Annotated in this window: 16 protein-coding genes; 13 read left to right on the forward strand and 3 right to left on the reverse strand. The window is 63.8% G+C overall.

Annotation, left to right across the window (positions count from 1 at the left end):
• The first annotated feature begins 2 nt into the window (after positions 1–2).
• From QQL28_RS05295 to mmsB, 6 genes are all read left to right on the forward strand, one after another.
• On the forward strand, positions 3–929 hold the full coding sequence (locus QQL28_RS05295) for a Gfo/Idh/MocA family protein (protein WP_284261934.1): 927 nt from the start codon (positions 3–5) through the stop codon (positions 927–929).
• A 2-nt stretch (positions 930–931) separates the two neighbouring features.
• Positions 932–2,008 (forward strand): aldose epimerase family protein, encoded by a 1,077-nt coding sequence (locus tag QQL28_RS05300; protein ID WP_284261936.1) that lies wholly within the window; start codon positions 932–934, stop codon positions 2,006–2,008.
• A complete protein-coding gene (locus QQL28_RS05305; protein WP_284261938.1) occupies positions 2,005–2,886 on the forward strand; it encodes an SMP-30/gluconolactonase/LRE family protein in 882 nt (293 codons plus the stop codon). The genes QQL28_RS05300 and QQL28_RS05305 overlap by 4 nt, the downstream gene beginning before the upstream one ends.
• A gap of 84 nt (positions 2,887–2,970) precedes the next feature.
• Positions 2,971–4,044, forward strand: a complete 1,074-nt coding sequence (gene chvE / locus QQL28_RS05310; protein WP_284261940.1) for a multiple monosaccharide ABC transporter substrate-binding protein — start codon at positions 2,971–2,973, stop codon at positions 4,042–4,044.
• 71 nt (positions 4,045–4,115) lie between these two features.
• Complete coding sequence (gene mmsA, locus QQL28_RS05315) at positions 4,116–5,693, forward strand: multiple monosaccharide ABC transporter ATP-binding protein (protein WP_284261943.1); 1,578 nt, start codon at positions 4,116–4,118, stop codon at positions 5,691–5,693.
• The gene (gene mmsB, locus QQL28_RS05320) at positions 5,690–6,880 is read left to right on the forward strand and encodes a multiple monosaccharide ABC transporter permease (protein ID WP_284261945.1); all 1,191 of its coding nucleotides are present in this window, start codon (positions 5,690–5,692) and stop codon (positions 6,878–6,880) included. The genes mmsA and mmsB overlap by 4 nt, the downstream gene beginning before the upstream one ends.
• A 149-nt stretch (positions 6,881–7,029) precedes the next feature.
• On the opposite strand, the gene QQL28_RS05325 is transcribed toward mmsB, so the two are convergent.
• The 3 genes from QQL28_RS05325 to QQL28_RS05335 all read right to left on the reverse strand — a co-directional run bounded on the left by QQL28_RS05325 (position 7,030) and on the right by QQL28_RS05335 (position 9,695).
• Complete coding sequence (locus QQL28_RS05325) at positions 7,030–7,842, reverse strand: Crp/Fnr family transcriptional regulator (protein WP_284261947.1); 813 nt, start codon at positions 7,840–7,842, stop codon at positions 7,030–7,032.
• Positions 7,843–8,184: 342 nt separating this feature from the next.
• The gene (locus QQL28_RS05330; protein WP_284261949.1) at positions 8,185–8,610 is read right to left on the reverse strand and encodes a cupin domain-containing protein; all 426 of its coding nucleotides are present in this window, start codon (positions 8,608–8,610) and stop codon (positions 8,185–8,187) included.
• A gap of 116 nt (positions 8,611–8,726) precedes the next feature.
• The gene (locus QQL28_RS05335; protein ID WP_284261951.1) at positions 8,727–9,695 is read right to left on the reverse strand and encodes a dienelactone hydrolase family protein; all 969 of its coding nucleotides are present in this window, start codon (positions 9,693–9,695) and stop codon (positions 8,727–8,729) included.
• Positions 9,696–9,772: 77 nt separating this feature from the next.
• Between QQL28_RS05335 and QQL28_RS05340 the strand changes: the two genes are divergently transcribed.
• The 7 genes from QQL28_RS05340 (at position 9,773) to QQL28_RS05370 (ending at position 16,697) form a co-directional block, all read left to right on the forward strand.
• Positions 9,773–10,438, forward strand: coding sequence for an HAD family hydrolase (locus tag QQL28_RS05340; RefSeq protein WP_284261953.1), 666 nt, complete (start codon positions 9,773–9,775; stop codon positions 10,436–10,438).
• A gap of 8 nt (positions 10,439–10,446) precedes the next feature.
• Positions 10,447–11,397, forward strand: a complete 951-nt coding sequence (locus QQL28_RS05345; RefSeq protein WP_284262491.1) for a sugar-binding transcriptional regulator — start codon at positions 10,447–10,449, stop codon at positions 11,395–11,397.
• Between the two features lie 408 nt (positions 11,398–11,805).
• On the forward strand, positions 11,806–13,059 hold the full coding sequence (locus QQL28_RS05350; protein ID WP_284262493.1) for an ABC transporter substrate-binding protein: 1,254 nt from the start codon (positions 11,806–11,808) through the stop codon (positions 13,057–13,059).
• A gap of 89 nt (positions 13,060–13,148) precedes the next feature.
• Positions 13,149–14,021 (forward strand): carbohydrate ABC transporter permease, encoded by an 873-nt coding sequence (locus tag QQL28_RS05355; RefSeq protein ID WP_284261955.1) that lies wholly within the window; start codon positions 13,149–13,151, stop codon positions 14,019–14,021.
• Between the two features lie 3 nt (positions 14,022–14,024).
• Positions 14,025–14,855 carry a carbohydrate ABC transporter permease gene (locus QQL28_RS05360; RefSeq protein WP_284261957.1) on the forward strand — a complete coding sequence of 277 codons (831 nt, stop codon included), beginning with the start codon at positions 14,025–14,027 and terminating at the stop codon, positions 14,853–14,855.
• An 18-nt stretch (positions 14,856–14,873) separates the two neighbouring features.
• A complete protein-coding gene (locus QQL28_RS05365) occupies positions 14,874–15,881 on the forward strand; it encodes an ABC transporter ATP-binding protein (protein ID WP_284261959.1) in 1,008 nt (335 codons plus the stop codon).
• A gap of 42 nt (positions 15,882–15,923) precedes the next feature.
• A complete protein-coding gene (locus QQL28_RS05370) occupies positions 15,924–16,697 on the forward strand; it encodes an SDR family NAD(P)-dependent oxidoreductase (RefSeq protein WP_284261961.1) in 774 nt (257 codons plus the stop codon).
• The last annotated feature ends 3 nt before the right edge of the window (positions 16,698–16,700 follow it).

Here is a 16,700-nt window from a genome sequence, read left to right on the forward strand (position 1 = left end):
GCGTGACCGAACTTCGCATCGCCATCGTCGGCTTCGGCAAGATTGCGCGCGACCAGCACGTCGCCGCGATCGCGGCAACGCCGGGTGCGACGCTTTCCGCCATCGCGAGCCGCAATGCCTCGCTACCGGATCTGCCGCATTTCGCCACCATCGAGGACCTGCTCGAGAAAGGGCCACCGATCGATGCGGTGTCGCTGTGCACGCCGCCGCAGGTGCGGCGCGCGCAGGCCTTGGCGGCGCTTGCCGCCGGCAAGCATGTGATGCTGGAGAAGCCGCCCGGCCTCAGCGTCGGTGAGCTCGATCCGCTGGTCGCGATGGCGAAGGATGCGAAGCGGACGCTGTTTGCGACCTGGCATTCGCGCTTTGCCCCGGCCGTCGAGCCGGCGCGGCAATGGCTTGCCGCGCGCCGGATCAAGTCCGTGCACATCAGCTGGAAGGAAGACGTCCGCGTCTGGCATCCGGGGCAGGGCTGGATCTGGGAGCCGGGCGGGCTCGGCGTGTTCGATCCCGGCATCAATGCGCTCTCGATCCTGACCCGCATCCTGCCGCGCCCTGTGTTCGTGACCGCGGCCGACCTGTCCTTTCCCGCCAATCGCGACGCGCCGATTGCGGCGAATTTGGCGCTTACCGACGCCGGCAGCCTGCCGATCATGGCGGAATTCGACTTCCGACAGACCGGCCCGCAGAGCTGGGACATCGTCGCCGAGACCGATCAGGGCCGGATGACGCTGTCGGGCGGCGGCGCCCGCATGGCGGTCGATGGCAAAGTGCTTGCGGAAGAGCCGGAAGCCGAATATCGCGGGCTCTACCGGCGTTTCGTCGAGCTTGCGGCGACGGGGGAGAGCGATGTCGACCTGACGCCGTTCCGTCTCGTCGCCGACGCCTTCATGCTTGGCAAGCGCAACGTCGTCGAACCGTTCGTGGAATGATCATGGCAGGCAGCCGCATCGCAAAGGACGTCTTCGGAACGCTGCCGGATGGCCGCGCCGTCGAGCGCGTGGTGCTGCGCGGGCAGGGCGGTTTCGAAGCGCGCATCATCACCCATGGTGCGGTGCTTCAGGCGCTGATCGCTCCCGATGCCAAGGGCGCACCCGACGACGTCGTGCTCGGCTATGACGATTTTGCCGGTTATCTTGCCGAGCGGAAGTTTTTCGGCGCGACCGTCGGCCGCTATGCCAACCGTATTGCGGACGCGCGCTTCGTGCTCGATGGCGAGAAGGTCGAACTCGCCGCCAACAACGGCCCGAACGCGCTGCATGGCGGCCTGGACGGATTCGACCGCAAGCTCTGGCAGATCGCCGACCTCGCTGACGGCGCGGAGCCTGCAGTCACGCTCACTTATACAAGCGAGCACGGTGAGGAAGGTTACCCGGGCCAACTCGACGTTCGTCTCACCTATCGGGTGACCGGTCCTGCCGAGTTGTCGGTCATCATGGAGGCGAGGAGCGATCGTCCGACCATCGTCAACCTCACCAATCACAGCTTCTTCAATCTGGAAGGGGCGACGTCGGGAACGCCGATCCTCGATCACAAGCTCATGGTCGCGGCCGAACATTTCCTGGCGATCGATCCGACCGCGATCCCGCTGGCGGGGCCGCCGCACGCGGTTGCCGGCACGCCCTTCGACTTCCGTGAGGCCACTTCAATCGGCGCGCGGATCCGGCAGAACGATCGGCAATTGCGCAACGGCAAGGGCTATGATCACACGTTCTGCCTTCCGCTTGACGGCAGCTTGCGTCTTGCCGCGCGCGTGGAGGCGCCGCGCTCGGGGCGCGTCATGGAGCTGTTCACGGATCAGCCGGGCTTGCAGGTCTATTCCGGCAACTACCTCGACGGCTCGGTGGCGGGCAAGGGCGGCCGGCTGTATCGGCAGTCCGATGCGCTTTGCCTTGAGCCGCACATCTGGCCGAATTCGCCGAACCGGCCGGATTTCCCGAGCCCGCGTCTTGCGCCCGGCAGCGCTTACAAGCACCACACCGTGTATCGATTTGGGGTGAGCTCGCCATGACCGAGCAGGTGCCGACCTCTGTCCTCTCCGCCGAGCATTGCCATCTCGGCGAGGGCCCGACCTATGACGTCACCACCGATACCGCCTGGTGGTTCGACATCCGCGAAGGTCGCCTTTACGAAGCCCATCTCGGCCGCGGCGATATCCGCGTCCACGCACTCGGCCGGATGGCGAGCGCGCTCGGCCGCATCGATGCCGAGCGGCAGCTGATCGTGGCCGAGGACGGCCTTTATATCCGCGCGCTCGCCGACGGCGCGATGACGCTCTATCGTCCGCTGGAGGCCGATAATCCGGGCACGCGGTCGAACGACGCACGCGTGCATCAATCCGGCACGTTCTGGATCGGCACCATGGGCCTCAAGGCGGAAGCGGGCGCCGGCGCGATCTACGCGCTCCATCGCGGCAAGATCTCGACGCTGTTTCCCGGCGTCAGCATTCCGAATTCGATCTGTTTTTCGCCGGACGGCGCGATCGGGTACTTCGCCGACACCGCGCGTCACGTGCTCTATCGCGTTCCGCTCAATCCGGCGACGGGATTGCCGCGCGGCGAGCCGGAGGTGCTGGTGCGCCACACCGGCGTCGGCGGTCTTGACGGCTCGGTGGTCGATGCCGACGGATTGATCTGGAACGCGCGCTGGGGCGGCGCCTGCGTCGACGTCTATAGTCCCGAAGGCGAGCGCTTGCGCTCGCTGGCGGTGCCCGCGCGGCAGTCGAGCTGTCCCGCCTTCGTCGGGCCCGATCTGTCACGGCTTCTTGTCACCTCGGCGTGGCAGGATATGGATGCGGCGGCACGCGCCGCCGATCCGCAAGCCGGCTGCACCTTCATCCTCGAGGCTGCCGCACGCGGTCGCGCGGAGCCCGACGTCAAGCTTGAATAGGAGATCCAAGGAGTCACTCAAAGGCGCACAACACCTAAGTTCTTGCTGCAACTACAAACGTTCTTACACCCAAGGGAGTGAAGTATGCTTAAACTGAAGACGACCGTACTCGCGCTCGCATTCGCGGGCGCCGCCGCGATGGCCTCATCGGGGCCAGCGATGGCCCAGGACAAGGCGACCGTCGGCATCGCCATGCCGACCAAGTCGTCGGCCCGCTGGATCGATGACGGCAACAACATGGTCAAGGTGCTGAAGGAGCGCGGCTACAACACCGATCTGCAATACGCCGAGGACGACATTCCGAACCAGCTCTCGCAGGTCGAGAACATGGTGACGAAGGGCGCCAAGGCGCTGGTGATCGCGGCGATCGATGGCACCACGCTGTCGGACGTGCTCAAGCAGGCCAAGGCCAAGGGCATCACCGTCATCGCCTATGACCGCCTGATCCGCGGCACGCCGAACGTCGACTACTATGCGACCTTCGACAACTTCCAGGTCGGCGTGCTCCAGGCGGAATCGATCGTGCAGGGGCTCGGTCTGAAGGACGGCAAGGGTCCGTTCAACATCGAGCTGTTCGGCGGCTCCCCAGACGACAACAACGCCTACTTCTTCTACAACGGCGCGATGTCGGTGCTGCAGCCCTACATCGACAGCAAGAAGCTCGTCGTCGTATCCGGCCAGATGGGCATGGACAAGGTTGCAACGCTCCGCTGGGACGGCGCCACGGCGCAGGCCCGCATGGACAACCTGCTCAGCGCCTACTACGGCAACAAGAAGGTCAACGCGGTGCTGTCGCCGTATGACGGGCTTTCCATCGGCATCATCTCGTCGCTGAAGGGCGTGGGCTACGGCAGTGCCGACCAGCCGATGCCGATCATCAGCGGCCAGGACGCCGAGGTGCCCTCGATCAAGGCGATGCTGCGCGGTGACCAGTACTCGACCATCTTCAAGGACACCCGCGACCTCGCCAAGGTGACCGCCGACATGGTCGACGCGGCGCTCGCCGGCAAGCAGGTCACGGTCAACGACACCAAGACCTACGAGAACGGCTCCAAGACCGTGCCGTCCTACCTGCTCAAGCCGGTCGTGGTCTACAAGGACAATTGGGAAAAGATCCTGGTTGACAGCGGCTACTACAAGAAGGCGCAATTCCAGTAAGGTGCGCTGCTCCCTCTCCCCGCTTGCCCTGCAAGCGGGGAGAGGTGAACTAACCGACGGGACACAAGACGATGACGGCAATGCTGGAAATGCGCGGCGTCAGCAAGAGCTTTGCGGGCGTGCAGGCGCTGCGTGACGTCAATTTCTCGGTTCAGGCCGGGCAGATCCATGCCCTGGTCGGCGAGAACGGTGCCGGAAAATCCACCCTGATGAAGGTGTTGAGCGGGGTCTATCCCCACGGCAGCTATGAGGGAACCATCGTATTCGACGGCGAGGAGCGCCGCTTCCGCGACATCAACGACTCCGAGGCGCTCGGCATCATCATCATCCACCAGGAGCTGGCGCTGATCCCGTTGATGTCGATTGCGGAGAATATCTTTCTCTCGCATCCGCCGTCACAGCTCGGCGTCATCGACCGCGACGAGGTCTACCGCCGGACGCGGGAGCTCCTGGCCCAGGTCGGCCTGAAGGAGTCGCCGGACACGTTGATCACCGATCTCGGCGTCGGCAAGCAGCAGCTGGTCGAGATTGCCAAGGCGCTCTCCAAGCGGGTGCGGATGCTGATCCTGGACGAGCCGACCGCGAGCCTGAATGAGGCCGACAGCGCCGCGCTGCTCGAGCGGCTGATGAAATTTCGCGAGCAGGGCATCGGCTCTGTCCTGATCTCCCACAAGCTGAACGAGGTCGCCAAGGTCGCCGACCACATCACGGTGCTGCGCGACGGCCGCACCGTGGATGGCATCGACTGCCGGACCGAGCAGGTCCAGGAGGACCGCATCATCCGCAGCATGGTCAACCGCGATCTCGCCCACCGCTTCCCCGAGCGGAGCGCCAAGATCGGGGAGCCCGTCCTCAAGGTCGAGAACTGGTCGGTCTATCACCCGATCCATCCCGAGCGGCAGGTCATCAAGAACGTCAATTTCGGTGTGCGGCGCGGCGAGGTCGTCGGGATCGCCGGGCTGATGGGGGCGGGGCGCACCGAATTCGCCATGAGCCTGTTCGGCCGCTCCTGGGGCACCAATATCACGGGCCGCATCCGCCTCGAGGGCAACGAGATCGTGCTGCCGAGCGTGGCGGCGGCGATCGACGCCGGCCTTGCCTATGTCACCGAGGACCGCAAGCAGCTCGGGCTGATCCTGGCCGACGACGTTCGCAAGAATATTACGCTGGCCAGCCTCGATCAGGTCGCCCCCGGCAAGGTGATCGACGACATTGCCGAGCTGAAGGTGGCAAGCGACTACCGCAACCGGATGCGCATCCGCTGCTCCGACGTCTACCAGGAGACGGGCCAGCTCTCGGGCGGCAACCAGCAGAAGGTCGTGCTGTCGAAATGGCTGATGACCGACCCCAAGGTTTTGATCCTGGACGAGCCGACCAGGGGTATCGACGTCGGTGCGAAATATGAGATTTATTGTATCATCAACGAGCTGGCGGAGGCCGGCCGGGGCGTCGTGGTGATCTCGTCGGAGATGCCGGAGCTGCTCGGTATCTGCGACCGCATCTGCGTCATGAACGACGGCGCTTTCGTCGGCGAGTTCGCGGGCCATGAGGCGACGCAGGAGAAGATCATGCGCGCCATCATGCGCAACGAGAGAAACAATGGGAACGGCGTGCCTGAGGCCGCGGAGATGGGAGGACTGCAGCCATGACCGACAAGACGGTTTCGCTGCCTGAGGAACGCCGGCACACGGGCTTCATCAAGAACAACTTACGCAACTACGGCATGCTGATGTCGCTGATTGCGATCATGCTGTTTTTCCAGGTCATGACCGGCGGCACGTTGCTCCAGCCGCTCAACCTCACCAATCTGGTGCTCCAGAACAGCTACATCGTCATCATGGCGCTGGGCATGCTGCTGGTGATCGTCACCGGCCATATCGATCTCTCGGTCGGCTCGGTCGCGGGTTTCGTCGGCGCCGTGGCCGCGCTGCTGATGGTGACCTACAAGGTCGACTACACCGTCGCCTTCATCGCCTGCCTGCTGCTCGGTGCGGCGATCGGCGCGGCGCAGGGCTATTGGGTCGCCTTTTTCGGCATCCCGTCCTTCATCGTGACACTGGCCGGCATGCTCGTGTTCAAGGGCTTGGCGCTTGCGGTGTTGCAGGGCCAGTCGCTCGGGCCGTTCCCGCCGACCTTCCAGAAACTATCGTCCGGCTTCATTCCGGAGTTCCTGCCTGAAGCCGGGACGCTGCATCCGACCTCGCTGCTGATCGGCGCCGTGCTGGCCCTCGGACTGGTCTATGCCAGCGCCAAGAGCCGCTCGCGCGAGCAGTCGCACGGCATCGAGGTCGAGCCCTACGCGTTCTTCCTCGGCAAGAGCGTCGTGCTGGCCTGTGCGGTGCTCTATTTCACCTATCTGATCGCGACCTATCGCGGCCTGCCCAACGTGCTGGTGATCATGAGCGCCCTGATCGCGCTCTACGGCTTCGTCACCCGCCGCACCGTGATCGGGCGGCAGATCTATGCGGTCGGCGGCAATGCCAAGGCGGCAAAGCTCTCGGGCATCAAGACCGAGCGGTTGACCTTCTTCACCTTCGTCAACATGGGCGTGCTGGCCGCGCTTGCCGGCCTCGTCTTCGCCGCGCGGCTCAACACCGCTACCCCGAAGGCGGGCCTCGGCTTCGAGCTCGACGTCATCGCCGCCTGCTTCATCGGCGGCGCCTCGGCTTACGGCGGCGTCGGGCGCGTCGGCGGTGCCGTGGTCGGCGCCATGATCATGGGCGTGATGAACAACGGCATGTCCATCCTCGGCATCGGCATCGATTACCAGCAAGTCATCAAGGGCCTGGTGCTGCTCGGTGCGGTCTGCATCGACGTGTACAACCAGCGGCGGTAGCTGGGCTATCGTAGTCGTAGGGTGGGCAAACGCGCGCAAGCGCCGTGCCCATCATCTTCCTCAATTTTACGCAAGGTCGTGGGCACGCTGACGGCACGCGCTCCCGCGACTTGTTGGCTATGTCAGGCTGATCCGATCGAGGACACGCTTCATTTTTGCTCGCGCAAAGCGGCTCTGGGTTCGATAGCTGCTTCGTCGAAGGGGACGAAGGAGCTTTCCCGGAATGGCGCAGAGGCAGGTTGCGGCGCCGACAATTCCTGGCAATACATCCGGTCGATGTTGCGCTGCATGAGCGCGTAGCATTCGCATGCGACCCTCTCCAGTCGCGCCCGGTGAATCTCTACGGAGCCGCGCCGGTCGGACGGGATGGCGCCCGCCGCGCGAAGCTTGCTCATCGTCAGAGTCACAGTCGTCCGCCGCACCCCGAGCAATTGCGCCAGTGCCTCCTGCGTCACGGGAAGAAGATCATCGGGAACGCGGTCGTGCAGTTGCAGGAGCCACCGCGCCATGCGGCCATCCACCCGATGCAGCGCGTTGCAGGCGGCCACGTGCTGGAGCTGCAACAACAGTGCGCGGGCGTGGACCTGCACGACATGCCTGATGGCTGAGCTCCGCGCGTAGGCAGCCCGGAACTTGGCGGCTGATATCAGCGATGCCGTGCCGGCCAAGCGGGCAGTCGCCGTGACGGACGAAAGCGACGGACCGAGTACGGAGAACGAGGCCAAGGCACCTTCCCGCCCCATCAACGTGGTGGCAACCGTTTGCCCGTCCGGCATATCGAGCATGAAGGCGATCGCGCCGCTATGGGGAAAATAGACCGGGTCGAGCTCGTCGCCCGACCGTACCAGGACGGCATCGGGTTCGAACGAGACCTTCTGGAAGTGGGGCGTGAGCAAGCCCAAATCCTCGGGCGGCAACGCCGCCAGGAGCCGATTCCCAAAGCCGGTGCGGTGTACGGTCACGATGCCTCTTGGTGAGCGAGCAACCGAGGAACGACGGTGGCTAGCATCCATGAAAGTGATTTTGTGTCAATGCAGCGCGTGGCGGCACGGCTGCTTTCACGTGCGCGGCAGCCTTGAGGTGGAACCCACGGAGCGGTCGCGGCAAAGGCAATCAGGAACGCAGCAAGCAACATTTCGATTCCGTAAAATACGATTATCAGAAAATTGAAGCGCCGAATGGAATCCATCCAAACAGAGCCATTGCCGGAGATCAAGCACGGATGATTGCGGGGACCTGTCTCGTCCTCGCCGAGCAAGCGCGATTTGGCGGTTAACCATTTCAGCTTGATGGCCGCGCCTGCTTCAGGACTGCAGCACCGGAACCAACCCGTAGCGCAGCATCGTCTCCTTCATTCTTGCCGGATCAGGCGTGCCGGCCGAGAGCAGGGCGGCCATTTCCTTGAAGTATTGCGGACCAAGCACGCCCGGGCTGAGCATGCACAGGCAGGTTGCCGGTCGGGCCGAACGATTGGTGAAGCCGTGCACGACGCCGCGCCTGATGAACACGGTCTCGCCCGGCGCCACGTCGGTGTCTTGTCCATCGATCCGCCAGGTCGAGATGCCGCTCAGGCCATAGATCGTCTCGTCCCAGCGATCGTGATAGTGAGGGATCGGCATGCGCGCGTTGGGCTGGAGCGTCATCTCGAACAGATCGAGACTGCCGGCGGTGTCGTCCTTGCTCTGCAGAAACGTCAGCTGGATTGCGCCAAGATTGATGATCTCTGGCATGGCCGGGCTCATCGGCTAGCGAGGCGACGACGATATTAGCGCGCTACGGTCATAAGCCAAAGAGGATGAAGGGCGCCATCCGACAGGGTGATAGTGGGCCTCTTGATATTACTATATTACTGTCCGACGGCGCGAAGGAAGCGCTGCAGAATCTCCTTCGATCGTTCGGTGGCCGCTTTGCTGAACTCGACGTGAACTCCATGCACCTCGACCGGTTCTTGATATTGCGGTACGTCGAAGCCCGAATAAGCGTCGGGCAGTGCGACAAATTCGATGGGAATACCCTCGCCATGCTGCCGCGAAATTCCAATGTCGTCGTTACCTTCGGCCATCTTGCGGCAGGCCTCGAATCTGTTCTCGTCGAGAGCGCCGACGATGACCAAACTGGCTGCGGCCATGACCCCCTTGTTCGTGCCGCAAGCAGGATAGAATGCAACAGCCCCGCGGAACCTGCGCTTTGCCTTCGTCGCGACGTCTCGTTCCACGGTTGACAGGGCAACCGTCCCGGTTCGTCCGAAGCCCACGAGGAAAATTCGGTTTCGATCGATGTTCTGCTGCGCGACCAGCCAGTTCAAAGCCTGATAGACATCCTCGACGGTTTCGGGAGGTGCAGGATAGGGGCAGGTCTGTCCGCTCTTGATGCCCCGCGCTGTAAAGACATCCAGCGTCAGCACAACATACCCCCAGGATACGATCGCAGCCCCCCAGTTCTGATCGACGGAATCCAGAAAAGCACCGCAGATCGGAAGGAGGATGACAGCCTGAAACGGGCCGTTTCCGTCGGGACGCCTGAGATAACCCTTGAGGTCGAAGGGCAGATAGTTGAGCGGGATCTTCACCTCTTGCACCGGTTTTGCGGATGGTTGTTCGGCAAGGGTCGATGCTGTTGCCAGTAGTGCAACGAGGGCGGCGGTCGCCAAAGCACAGCCCTTCAAGCGATTCATCGACAATCCCCACGATGTGGGCTTGCAGGCCGCCTCGGCTCGATGGCGGGTCTGCCCGACCAGCGGAAGATACCTGCTCATTCCCTGTTGCCGTGGCTCGCTGTCATCATGGCACAGCCCGGATCGTTCGTCCTCGTTCACGGCGGTACGCCATGCCGCGGGGGCGTGTTCCCGGCTGAGCTATTGCTCATGGCTTGGGTATATGATCGAATGGCCGGATGGAGAACGGCCGCCGAAAGCCCGATCTGATCATCTTCGACTGCGACGGCGTGCTCGTCGACAGCGAGCTCTTGAGCTGCCGCTGCCTTTCCGAAGTGCTGTCCGAATTCGGCATCGCGCTCAGCGAGCAGCAGGCCCTCGAGCTGTTCCTCGGACGTAGCACGAAGGCGATCGAGCAGCACTATCGCGATATCGGACAGGTCGTGCCGGATGGCTTCCTGCCTCGCTTCAAGTCGAGGGTGCTGAGCACCTTCGCAGGTGCGCTGCAGCCGATCCCCGGGATCGCCGCGGTGGTATCGGAGTTGAACAGGCCGTTTTGCGTGGCCTCGTCGAGCGACATCGATCGCGTCTCGCTTTCGCTCGATGTCACCGGCCTGAAGCCGCATTTCGGCGACCGGCTCTACACGGCGCAGATGGTCAGACACGGCAAGCCGGCCCCCGATCTCTTCCTCTATGCCGCTGCGAAGATGCGGGCCGATCCGGCGCGCGCGCTGGTGATCGAGGACAGCGTCAGCGGCGTGCAGGCGGCCAAGGCGGCCGGCATGAGCGTCTGGGGATTTGTCGGCGGCAGCCATTATCGCGGCCGCGACGGCCGCGCTATATTGACCGCCGCCGGGGCCGATCGGGTCTTCGTGCAGATGAGTGATTTTTGGAAGGACGCGTGACGCCGGCCATGGCGGTGGAAAACGAAAAATCCAGGCTCGACGATGCCGCGCGCGCCGGCTGGCTCTACTTCATTGCCGGTCACACGCAGGACGAGATCGCCAAAATGCTCCAGGTCTCGCGTGCCTCGGCGCAGCGGCTGGTCTCGCTCTGCCTTGCCGAGCGCCTGATCACGTTCCGGCTCGAACATCCCATTGCGGCCTGTATGGAACTGGCCGCGCGGCTGAAGGAGCGCTTCGAGCTTGCCCATTGCGAGGTGGTGCCGACCGATTCCGCAGCGCCGCAGGCGACCGCGGGGATTGCCGAGCGCTGCGCCAACCTCCTGGACGCGACGTTGCGCTCCGAGACGCCGGTCATCGTCGCGCTCGGCACGGGCCGTGCGGTGCGTGCGGCGGTGGAGCGCGTCACCCCGATCGACCGGCCGAATCACCAGATCGTGTCGCTGGTCGGCAACATCTCCGCCGACGGTTCGGCGAGCTTCTACGATACCGTCGGCCGGCTCGCCGACCGCACCGGGGCGCGGCACTATCCGATGCCGCTGCCGTTCCTGATGTCCTCGGAGGACGAGCGCAACAAGATGGGTCGGATCGAGCCGATCGCGAAGGTGAAGGCGATCGCGACCAAGGCCGACCTCAGGCTGGTCGGCATCGGCCAGATGGACCAGAAGGCGCAGGTTCACGTCGACGGCTTCGTCACCCGCGACGAGCTGTTCGAAATGATGCGGCTCGGCGCCATCGGCGAGATCACCGGCTGGGCCTATGATGCCAAGGGCCGCCTGCTCAAGGGCGGTACCAACAAGCGCCTCACCAGCATCCCGCCCGAGGTGCCGGTCAAGACCACGACGATCGGGGCGGCGGTCGGCGCGGCGAAGGTTTCGGCGATCGCGGCCGCACTGAATGGCCGCCTGATCAACGGCTTGATCACCGACGAGGCGACCGCACGCGCGATCCTCGAGCGGTAGGCGGCTCGTTTTCCAGCATCCTCGTGAGGCGCGCGGTCTTTCCCCGCACGACACTGTCGTCATCCGCCATCCGGTCCGGCCTTCGGCCGGCCGGACGACCGGCTCCGGCGGATGATTAGTACGCCGCGGCCTCGCTTGGGCCAAACCAATTTACTGCACGGCGTACTGGATGCCCCGCCTGCGCGGGGCATGACACCGAGGGTCATGCAAGAGCGCTCACTCCCGCACCGCAGCACTCGGAAGTTGCTGAAACGCCCGCGCGGCCTGCTTGACAAAACTCCGGCCTTGGGGTGAACATACGCTCAACGCGTGGGCATATGCTCAAAACGCGAGTTTAGGGAGGTCACCGTGAAAAAAGTCCTAGGCGCTGTCTGCGGCGTGTCCGCACTGCTGTTTTCCGTCCCCTCGATGGCCGAAACGACCCTGACGATCGCCACCGTCAACAACAGTGACATGATCCGCATGCAGGGGCTGACCAGTGAATTCACTGCGAAGAATCCCGACATCACGGTCAAATGGGTGACGTTGGAGGAGAACGTGCTGCGCCAGCGCGTCACCACCGACATCGCCACCAAGGGCGGACAGTTCGATGTTCTCACCATCGGCACCTATGAGGTGCCGATCTGGGCCAAGAAGGGCTGGCTGGTGCCGCTCGCCAATCTCGGCGCCGACTACGACGTCGCCGACCTCCTGCCCAAGATCAAGGATGCGGTCTCCGTCGACGGCAAGCTCTACGCCGCGCCGTTCTACGGCGAGAGCTCGATGGTGATGTATCGCACCGACCTGTTCGAGAAGGCCGGCTTGAAGATGCCGGAAAGCCCGACCTGGGATTTCGTGATCGATGCGGCGAAGAAGGTGACCGACAAGGATGCCGGCATCTACGGCATCTGCCTGCGCGGAAAGGCCGGCTGGGGCGAGAACATGGCGTTCCTGACCGCCATGTCCAACTCCTACGGCGCACGCTGGTTCGACGAGAAGTGGGAGCCGCAGTTCAACTCACCGGAATGGAAGAAGACGCTCACGACCTATGTCGATTTGATGAAGCAGGCCGGCCCTCCCGGCGCGAGCTCGAACGGCTTCAACGAGAACCTGGCGCTGTTCAACGCCGGCAAATGCGCGATGTGGATCGACGCGACGGTTGCGGCGTCCATGGTCACCAATCCGAAGGATTCCAAGGTCGCAGACAAGGTCGGCTTCGCGCTCGCCCCGAATACCGGGCTCGGCAAGAACGCCAACTGGCTGTGGGCCTGGAGTCTGGCGATACCTGCCGGCTCGAAGAAGAGCGATGCGGCCGAGAAGTTCATCGCCTGGGCAACCAGCAAGGACTACACCAAGCTCGTGGCCTCGAAGGAGGGTTGGTCCAACGTGCCGCCGGGCACCCGGACCTCGCTCTATCAGAATCCCGAGTATCTGAAGGTCGCGCCTTTCGCCAAGCCAACGCTGGCCTCGATCGATGCGGCCGATCCGAACCACCCGACCGTGAAGCCGGTGCCCTATGTCGGCGTGCAATATGCGGCGATCCCCGAGTTCCAGGGCATCGGCACGCAGGTCGGGCAGCAGTTCTCGGCCGCATTGTCGGGATCGACCACCGTCGATGCTGCGCTGTCTGCCGCGCAATCAACGACCGAGCGCGAGATGAAGCGCGCCGGCTACATCAAGTAAGCGGGCTCACCCTCCTGAGAGCCTAAACTTGCGGCCATCCAGCCCATAGGATGGATGGCCGCCTTCTTCCCGGAAGAGGAGAAGCGAGGATGGCAACCAAGCAGACGCAGTATCTTGCGCGGTCGCTCCTGGCCCCGGCCGTCGGGCTGCTGTTCATCTGGATGATCGTCCCGCTGGCGCTGACGCTCTATTTCTCGACGCTGCATTACAGCCTGCTCGATCCCGGCTCCGAGGTGTTCGTCGGCCTGGAGAATTTCCGCTACTTCCTCACCGATCCCGCGTTTATCGCCTCGCTCAAGAACACGCTGGTGCTGGTCGGCTCGGTGCTGGTGCTGACCATTTTGCTCGGCATTCCCCTGGCGATGCTGCTCGATCAGCCGGTGGTCGGCCGCAACATCGTGCGGCTGATGGTGATTGCGCCGTTCTTCGTGATGCCGACGGTGAGTGCGCTGGTCTGGAAGAACCTGTTGATGCATCCGGTGTCCGGCCTGTTTGCCTGGCTCACCAAGCTGTTCGGGCTGACGCCGATCGACTGGTTCAACGACGTGCCGATGTTCGCCATCATCCTGATCGTCGCCTGGCAATGGCTGCCGTTCGCGACCCTGATCCTGCTCACTGCGCTGCAATCTCTCGACGAGGAGCAGAAGGAAGCCGCCGAGATGGACGGTGCGGGCGGGCTCTCGAGCTTCATCTACATCACGCTGCCGCACCTGGCGCGCCCGATCACGGTCGTGATCCTGATCGAGACCATCTTCCTGCTCACGGTCTTTGCCGAGATCTTCGTCACCACTGGCGGCGGCCCGGGACTGCAGACCACCAACATCGCTTTCCTGATCTATTCGCAGGCGCTGATCCAGTTCGACGTCGGCAGTGCGTCGGCGGGCGGCCTCGTCGCGGTGGTGATCGCCAACATCGTCGCCTTCTTCCTCGTCCGCATCGTCGGCCGCAACCTGGAGGCTTGAAAAATGGCGCGGATGGCAACGACACGGCGGGTGGCGGTATCGACGGCAGGAGCCTGGCTGGCTGGCTTTCTCATCTTCTTCCCAATCCTCTGGATGATCCTGGCGAGCTTCAAGACCGAGCTCGAAGCTTTCGCCATTCCGCCGTCCTTCCTGTTCTTCCACTGGACCCTGGAAAACTACGCGACCGTGCAGGAGCGCAGCGACTACCTTCATCACGCGCTGAATTCGATCATCATCGCCGGCGGCTCGACGCTGATTGCGCTCCTGATCGCGGTCCCCGCGGCGTGGTCGATGGCGTTCTCGCCGACCAAGCGCACCAAGGACATCCTGCTCTGGATGCTCTCGACCAAGATGATGCCGCCGGTCGGTGTGCTCGTGCCGATCTACCTGATCTTCAAGACCGTCGGCCTGCTCGATTCCCGCATCGGCCTCGTCTTCATCCTGTGTCTCGGCAATCTGCCGATCGTGATCTGGATGCTGTTCACCTATTTCAAGGAGATTCCACGCGACATCCTGGAAGCCGCGCGCATGGATGGAGCGACTATCGGCCGTGAGCTGGTCTATGTCCTGACGCCGATGGCGATCCCGGGCCTGGCGTCGACGCTGCTGCTGAACCTCATCCTCGCCTGGAACGAGGCATTCTGGACGCTGAACCTGTCGACCTCCGAGGCCGCGCCGCTCACCGTCTTCATCGCCTCCTATTCGAGTCCCGAAGGACTGTTCTGGGCCAAATTGTCGGCGGCTTCGACGCTGGCGATTGCGCCCATTCTCGTCCTCGGTTGGTTCAGCCAGAAGCAGCTCGTCCGCGGGCTCACCTTCGGCGCGGTCAAGTAACAGAAGGGCTGCCGAATCATGGGTCAGATCACACTTCAGGGCGTACAAAAAGCCTTCGGTCCGGTTCACATCATCAAGGGCGCCGACCTCGATATCGCGGACGGCTCCTTCGTGGTGTTCGTCGGCCCATCCGGTTGCGGCAAGACCACGCTGCTGCGGCTGATCGCGGGTCTGGAAGACGTCACCGACGGACGGATCCTGATCGACGGCAAGAACGTCGTCGCCGTGCCGCCGGCGAAGCGCGGCCTGTCGATGGTGTTCCAGTCCTACGCGCTCTATCCGCATATGAGCGTGCGCGGCAATATCGGATTTGGCCTGAAGATGGCCGGTCTTGCCAAGGACGAGATCAACCGCAAGGTCGAGGCGGCGGCCGCGACGCTCAATCTCACCCCCTATCTCGATCGCAAGCCGCGCGAGCTTTCGGGCGGCCAGCGCCAGCGCGTCGCGATCGGTCGCGCGATCGTCCGTGAGCCCAAGGGCTTCCTGTTCGACGAGCCGCTGTCGAATCTCGACGCCGCGCTGCGCGTGCAGATGCGGATCGAGGTCACGCGGCTGCAAAAGCAGCTCGGCACCACCGCGATCTACGTGACCCATGACCAGGTCGAGGCCATGACCATGGCCGACAAGATCGTCGTGCTCAACGCCGGCAAGATCGAGCAATATGGCTCGCCGCTCGAGCTCTACGAGAAGCCCGCCAACCTGTTCGTCGCGGGCTTCATCGGCTCGCCCAAGATGAACTTCGTCACCGGCGAGTCGGCGCTTCAGCGCGGTGCGGCAACGATCGGCGTGCGGCCCGAGCACCTCAAGATCGAGCGCGACGGCGCCGGCGGCTGGCCGGGCACGATCGCGGTCGCCGAGCATCTCGGCAGCGACACTTTTCTTTATGTCGATGCAGGCCCGCTGGGCATGCTCACCGCGCGCTATATCGGCGAGTTGAGCCTGCACGCCGGCGACCGCGTGTCGCTGGTGCCGGACCCTGCGCGCATTCACCGCTTCAACGAGGCTGGCAACGCAATCCGGGGCTGAGGGGCTGCCAAGCTGGGCGAACAAGAAACGGGAAAAAGCAACATGTACCTGGAAAAATTCAAGCTGAACGGCAAGACCGCGATCATCACGGGCGGCGGGCAGGGCATCGGGCTCGCCTGCGCCGAGGCGCTGGCCGAAGCCGGCGCCAAGGTGATCATCGCCGACCGTGACGGCAAGGTTGCCCAGGCCGCCCAGGCCGGCCTCAAGGCCAAGGGCTACGATACCGAAACCGTCGTGATGGACGTGACCGATACCAGGCGCGTCGCCGACGTGGCGAACGAGCTCGTCGCCCGTCACGGCAGGGTCGATATCCTCGTCAACAATGCCGGCATTGCCCGCAGCGAGACGCCGGCGGAGACCGTGACCGACGAGCACTGGCTCAACGTCGTCGACGTCAATCTCAACGGCACCTTCTGGTGTTGCCGCGAATTCGGCAAGCACATGCTGAAGGCGAAAGCGGGAACCATCGTCAATGTCGGCTCGATGTCGGGCTTCATCGTCAACAAGCCGCAGGAGCAGTCCTTCTACAATGCCTCCAAGGCCGCGGTGCACCACCTGACCAAGTCGCTTGCCGCGGAATGGGGTGCGCGGGGCATCCGCGTCAACGCGGTGGCTCCGACCTATATCGAGACGCCGCTGAACGCCTTCGTGAAGAGCAATCCCAAAATGTATGACGCCTGGATCGGTGGAACTCCGATGGCGCGGATGGGGCAGGTGGAGGAGATCGCCTCGGTCGTGCTGTTCCTGGCCTCTGAGGCCGCGAGCCTGATGACGGGCAGCATCGTGCTAGTGGATGGCGGTTACACTTGCTGGTAGGCT

It is taken from the genome of Bradyrhizobium iriomotense, assembly GCF_030160715.1.
GTDB lineage: Bacteria > Pseudomonadota > Alphaproteobacteria > Rhizobiales > Xanthobacteraceae > Bradyrhizobium > Bradyrhizobium iriomotense.

Coding starts and splice junctions, on each gene's coding strand:
- QQL28_RS05300 (WP_284261936.1), top strand. CDS start 932: ATGGCAGGCAGCCGCATCGCAAAGGACGTCTTCGGAACGCTGCCGGAT.
- QQL28_RS05305 (WP_284261938.1), top strand. CDS start 2,005: ATGACCGAGCAGGTGCCGACCTCTGTCCTCTCCGCCGAGCATTGCCAT.
- chvE (WP_284261940.1), top strand. CDS start 2,971: ATGCTTAAACTGAAGACGACCGTACTCGCGCTCGCATTCGCGGGCGCC.
- mmsA (WP_284261943.1), top strand. CDS start 4,116: ATGACGGCAATGCTGGAAATGCGCGGCGTCAGCAAGAGCTTTGCGGGC.
- mmsB (WP_284261945.1), top strand. CDS start 5,690: ATGACCGACAAGACGGTTTCGCTGCCTGAGGAACGCCGGCACACGGGC.
- QQL28_RS05330 (WP_284261949.1), bottom strand. CDS start 8,610: ATGCCAGAGATCATCAATCTTGGCGCAATCCAGCTGACGTTTCTGCAG.
- QQL28_RS05340 (WP_284261953.1), top strand. CDS start 9,773: ATGGAGAACGGCCGCCGAAAGCCCGATCTGATCATCTTCGACTGCGAC.
- QQL28_RS05345 (WP_284262491.1), top strand. CDS start 10,447: ATGGCGGTGGAAAACGAAAAATCCAGGCTCGACGATGCCGCGCGCGCC.
- QQL28_RS05350 (WP_284262493.1), top strand. CDS start 11,806: ATGGCCGAAACGACCCTGACGATCGCCACCGTCAACAACAGTGACATG.
- QQL28_RS05355 (WP_284261955.1), top strand. CDS start 13,149: ATGGCAACCAAGCAGACGCAGTATCTTGCGCGGTCGCTCCTGGCCCCG.
- QQL28_RS05360 (WP_284261957.1), top strand. CDS start 14,025: ATGGCGCGGATGGCAACGACACGGCGGGTGGCGGTATCGACGGCAGGA.
- QQL28_RS05365 (WP_284261959.1), top strand. CDS start 14,874: ATGGGTCAGATCACACTTCAGGGCGTACAAAAAGCCTTCGGTCCGGTT.
- QQL28_RS05370 (WP_284261961.1), top strand. CDS start 15,924: ATGTACCTGGAAAAATTCAAGCTGAACGGCAAGACCGCGATCATCACG.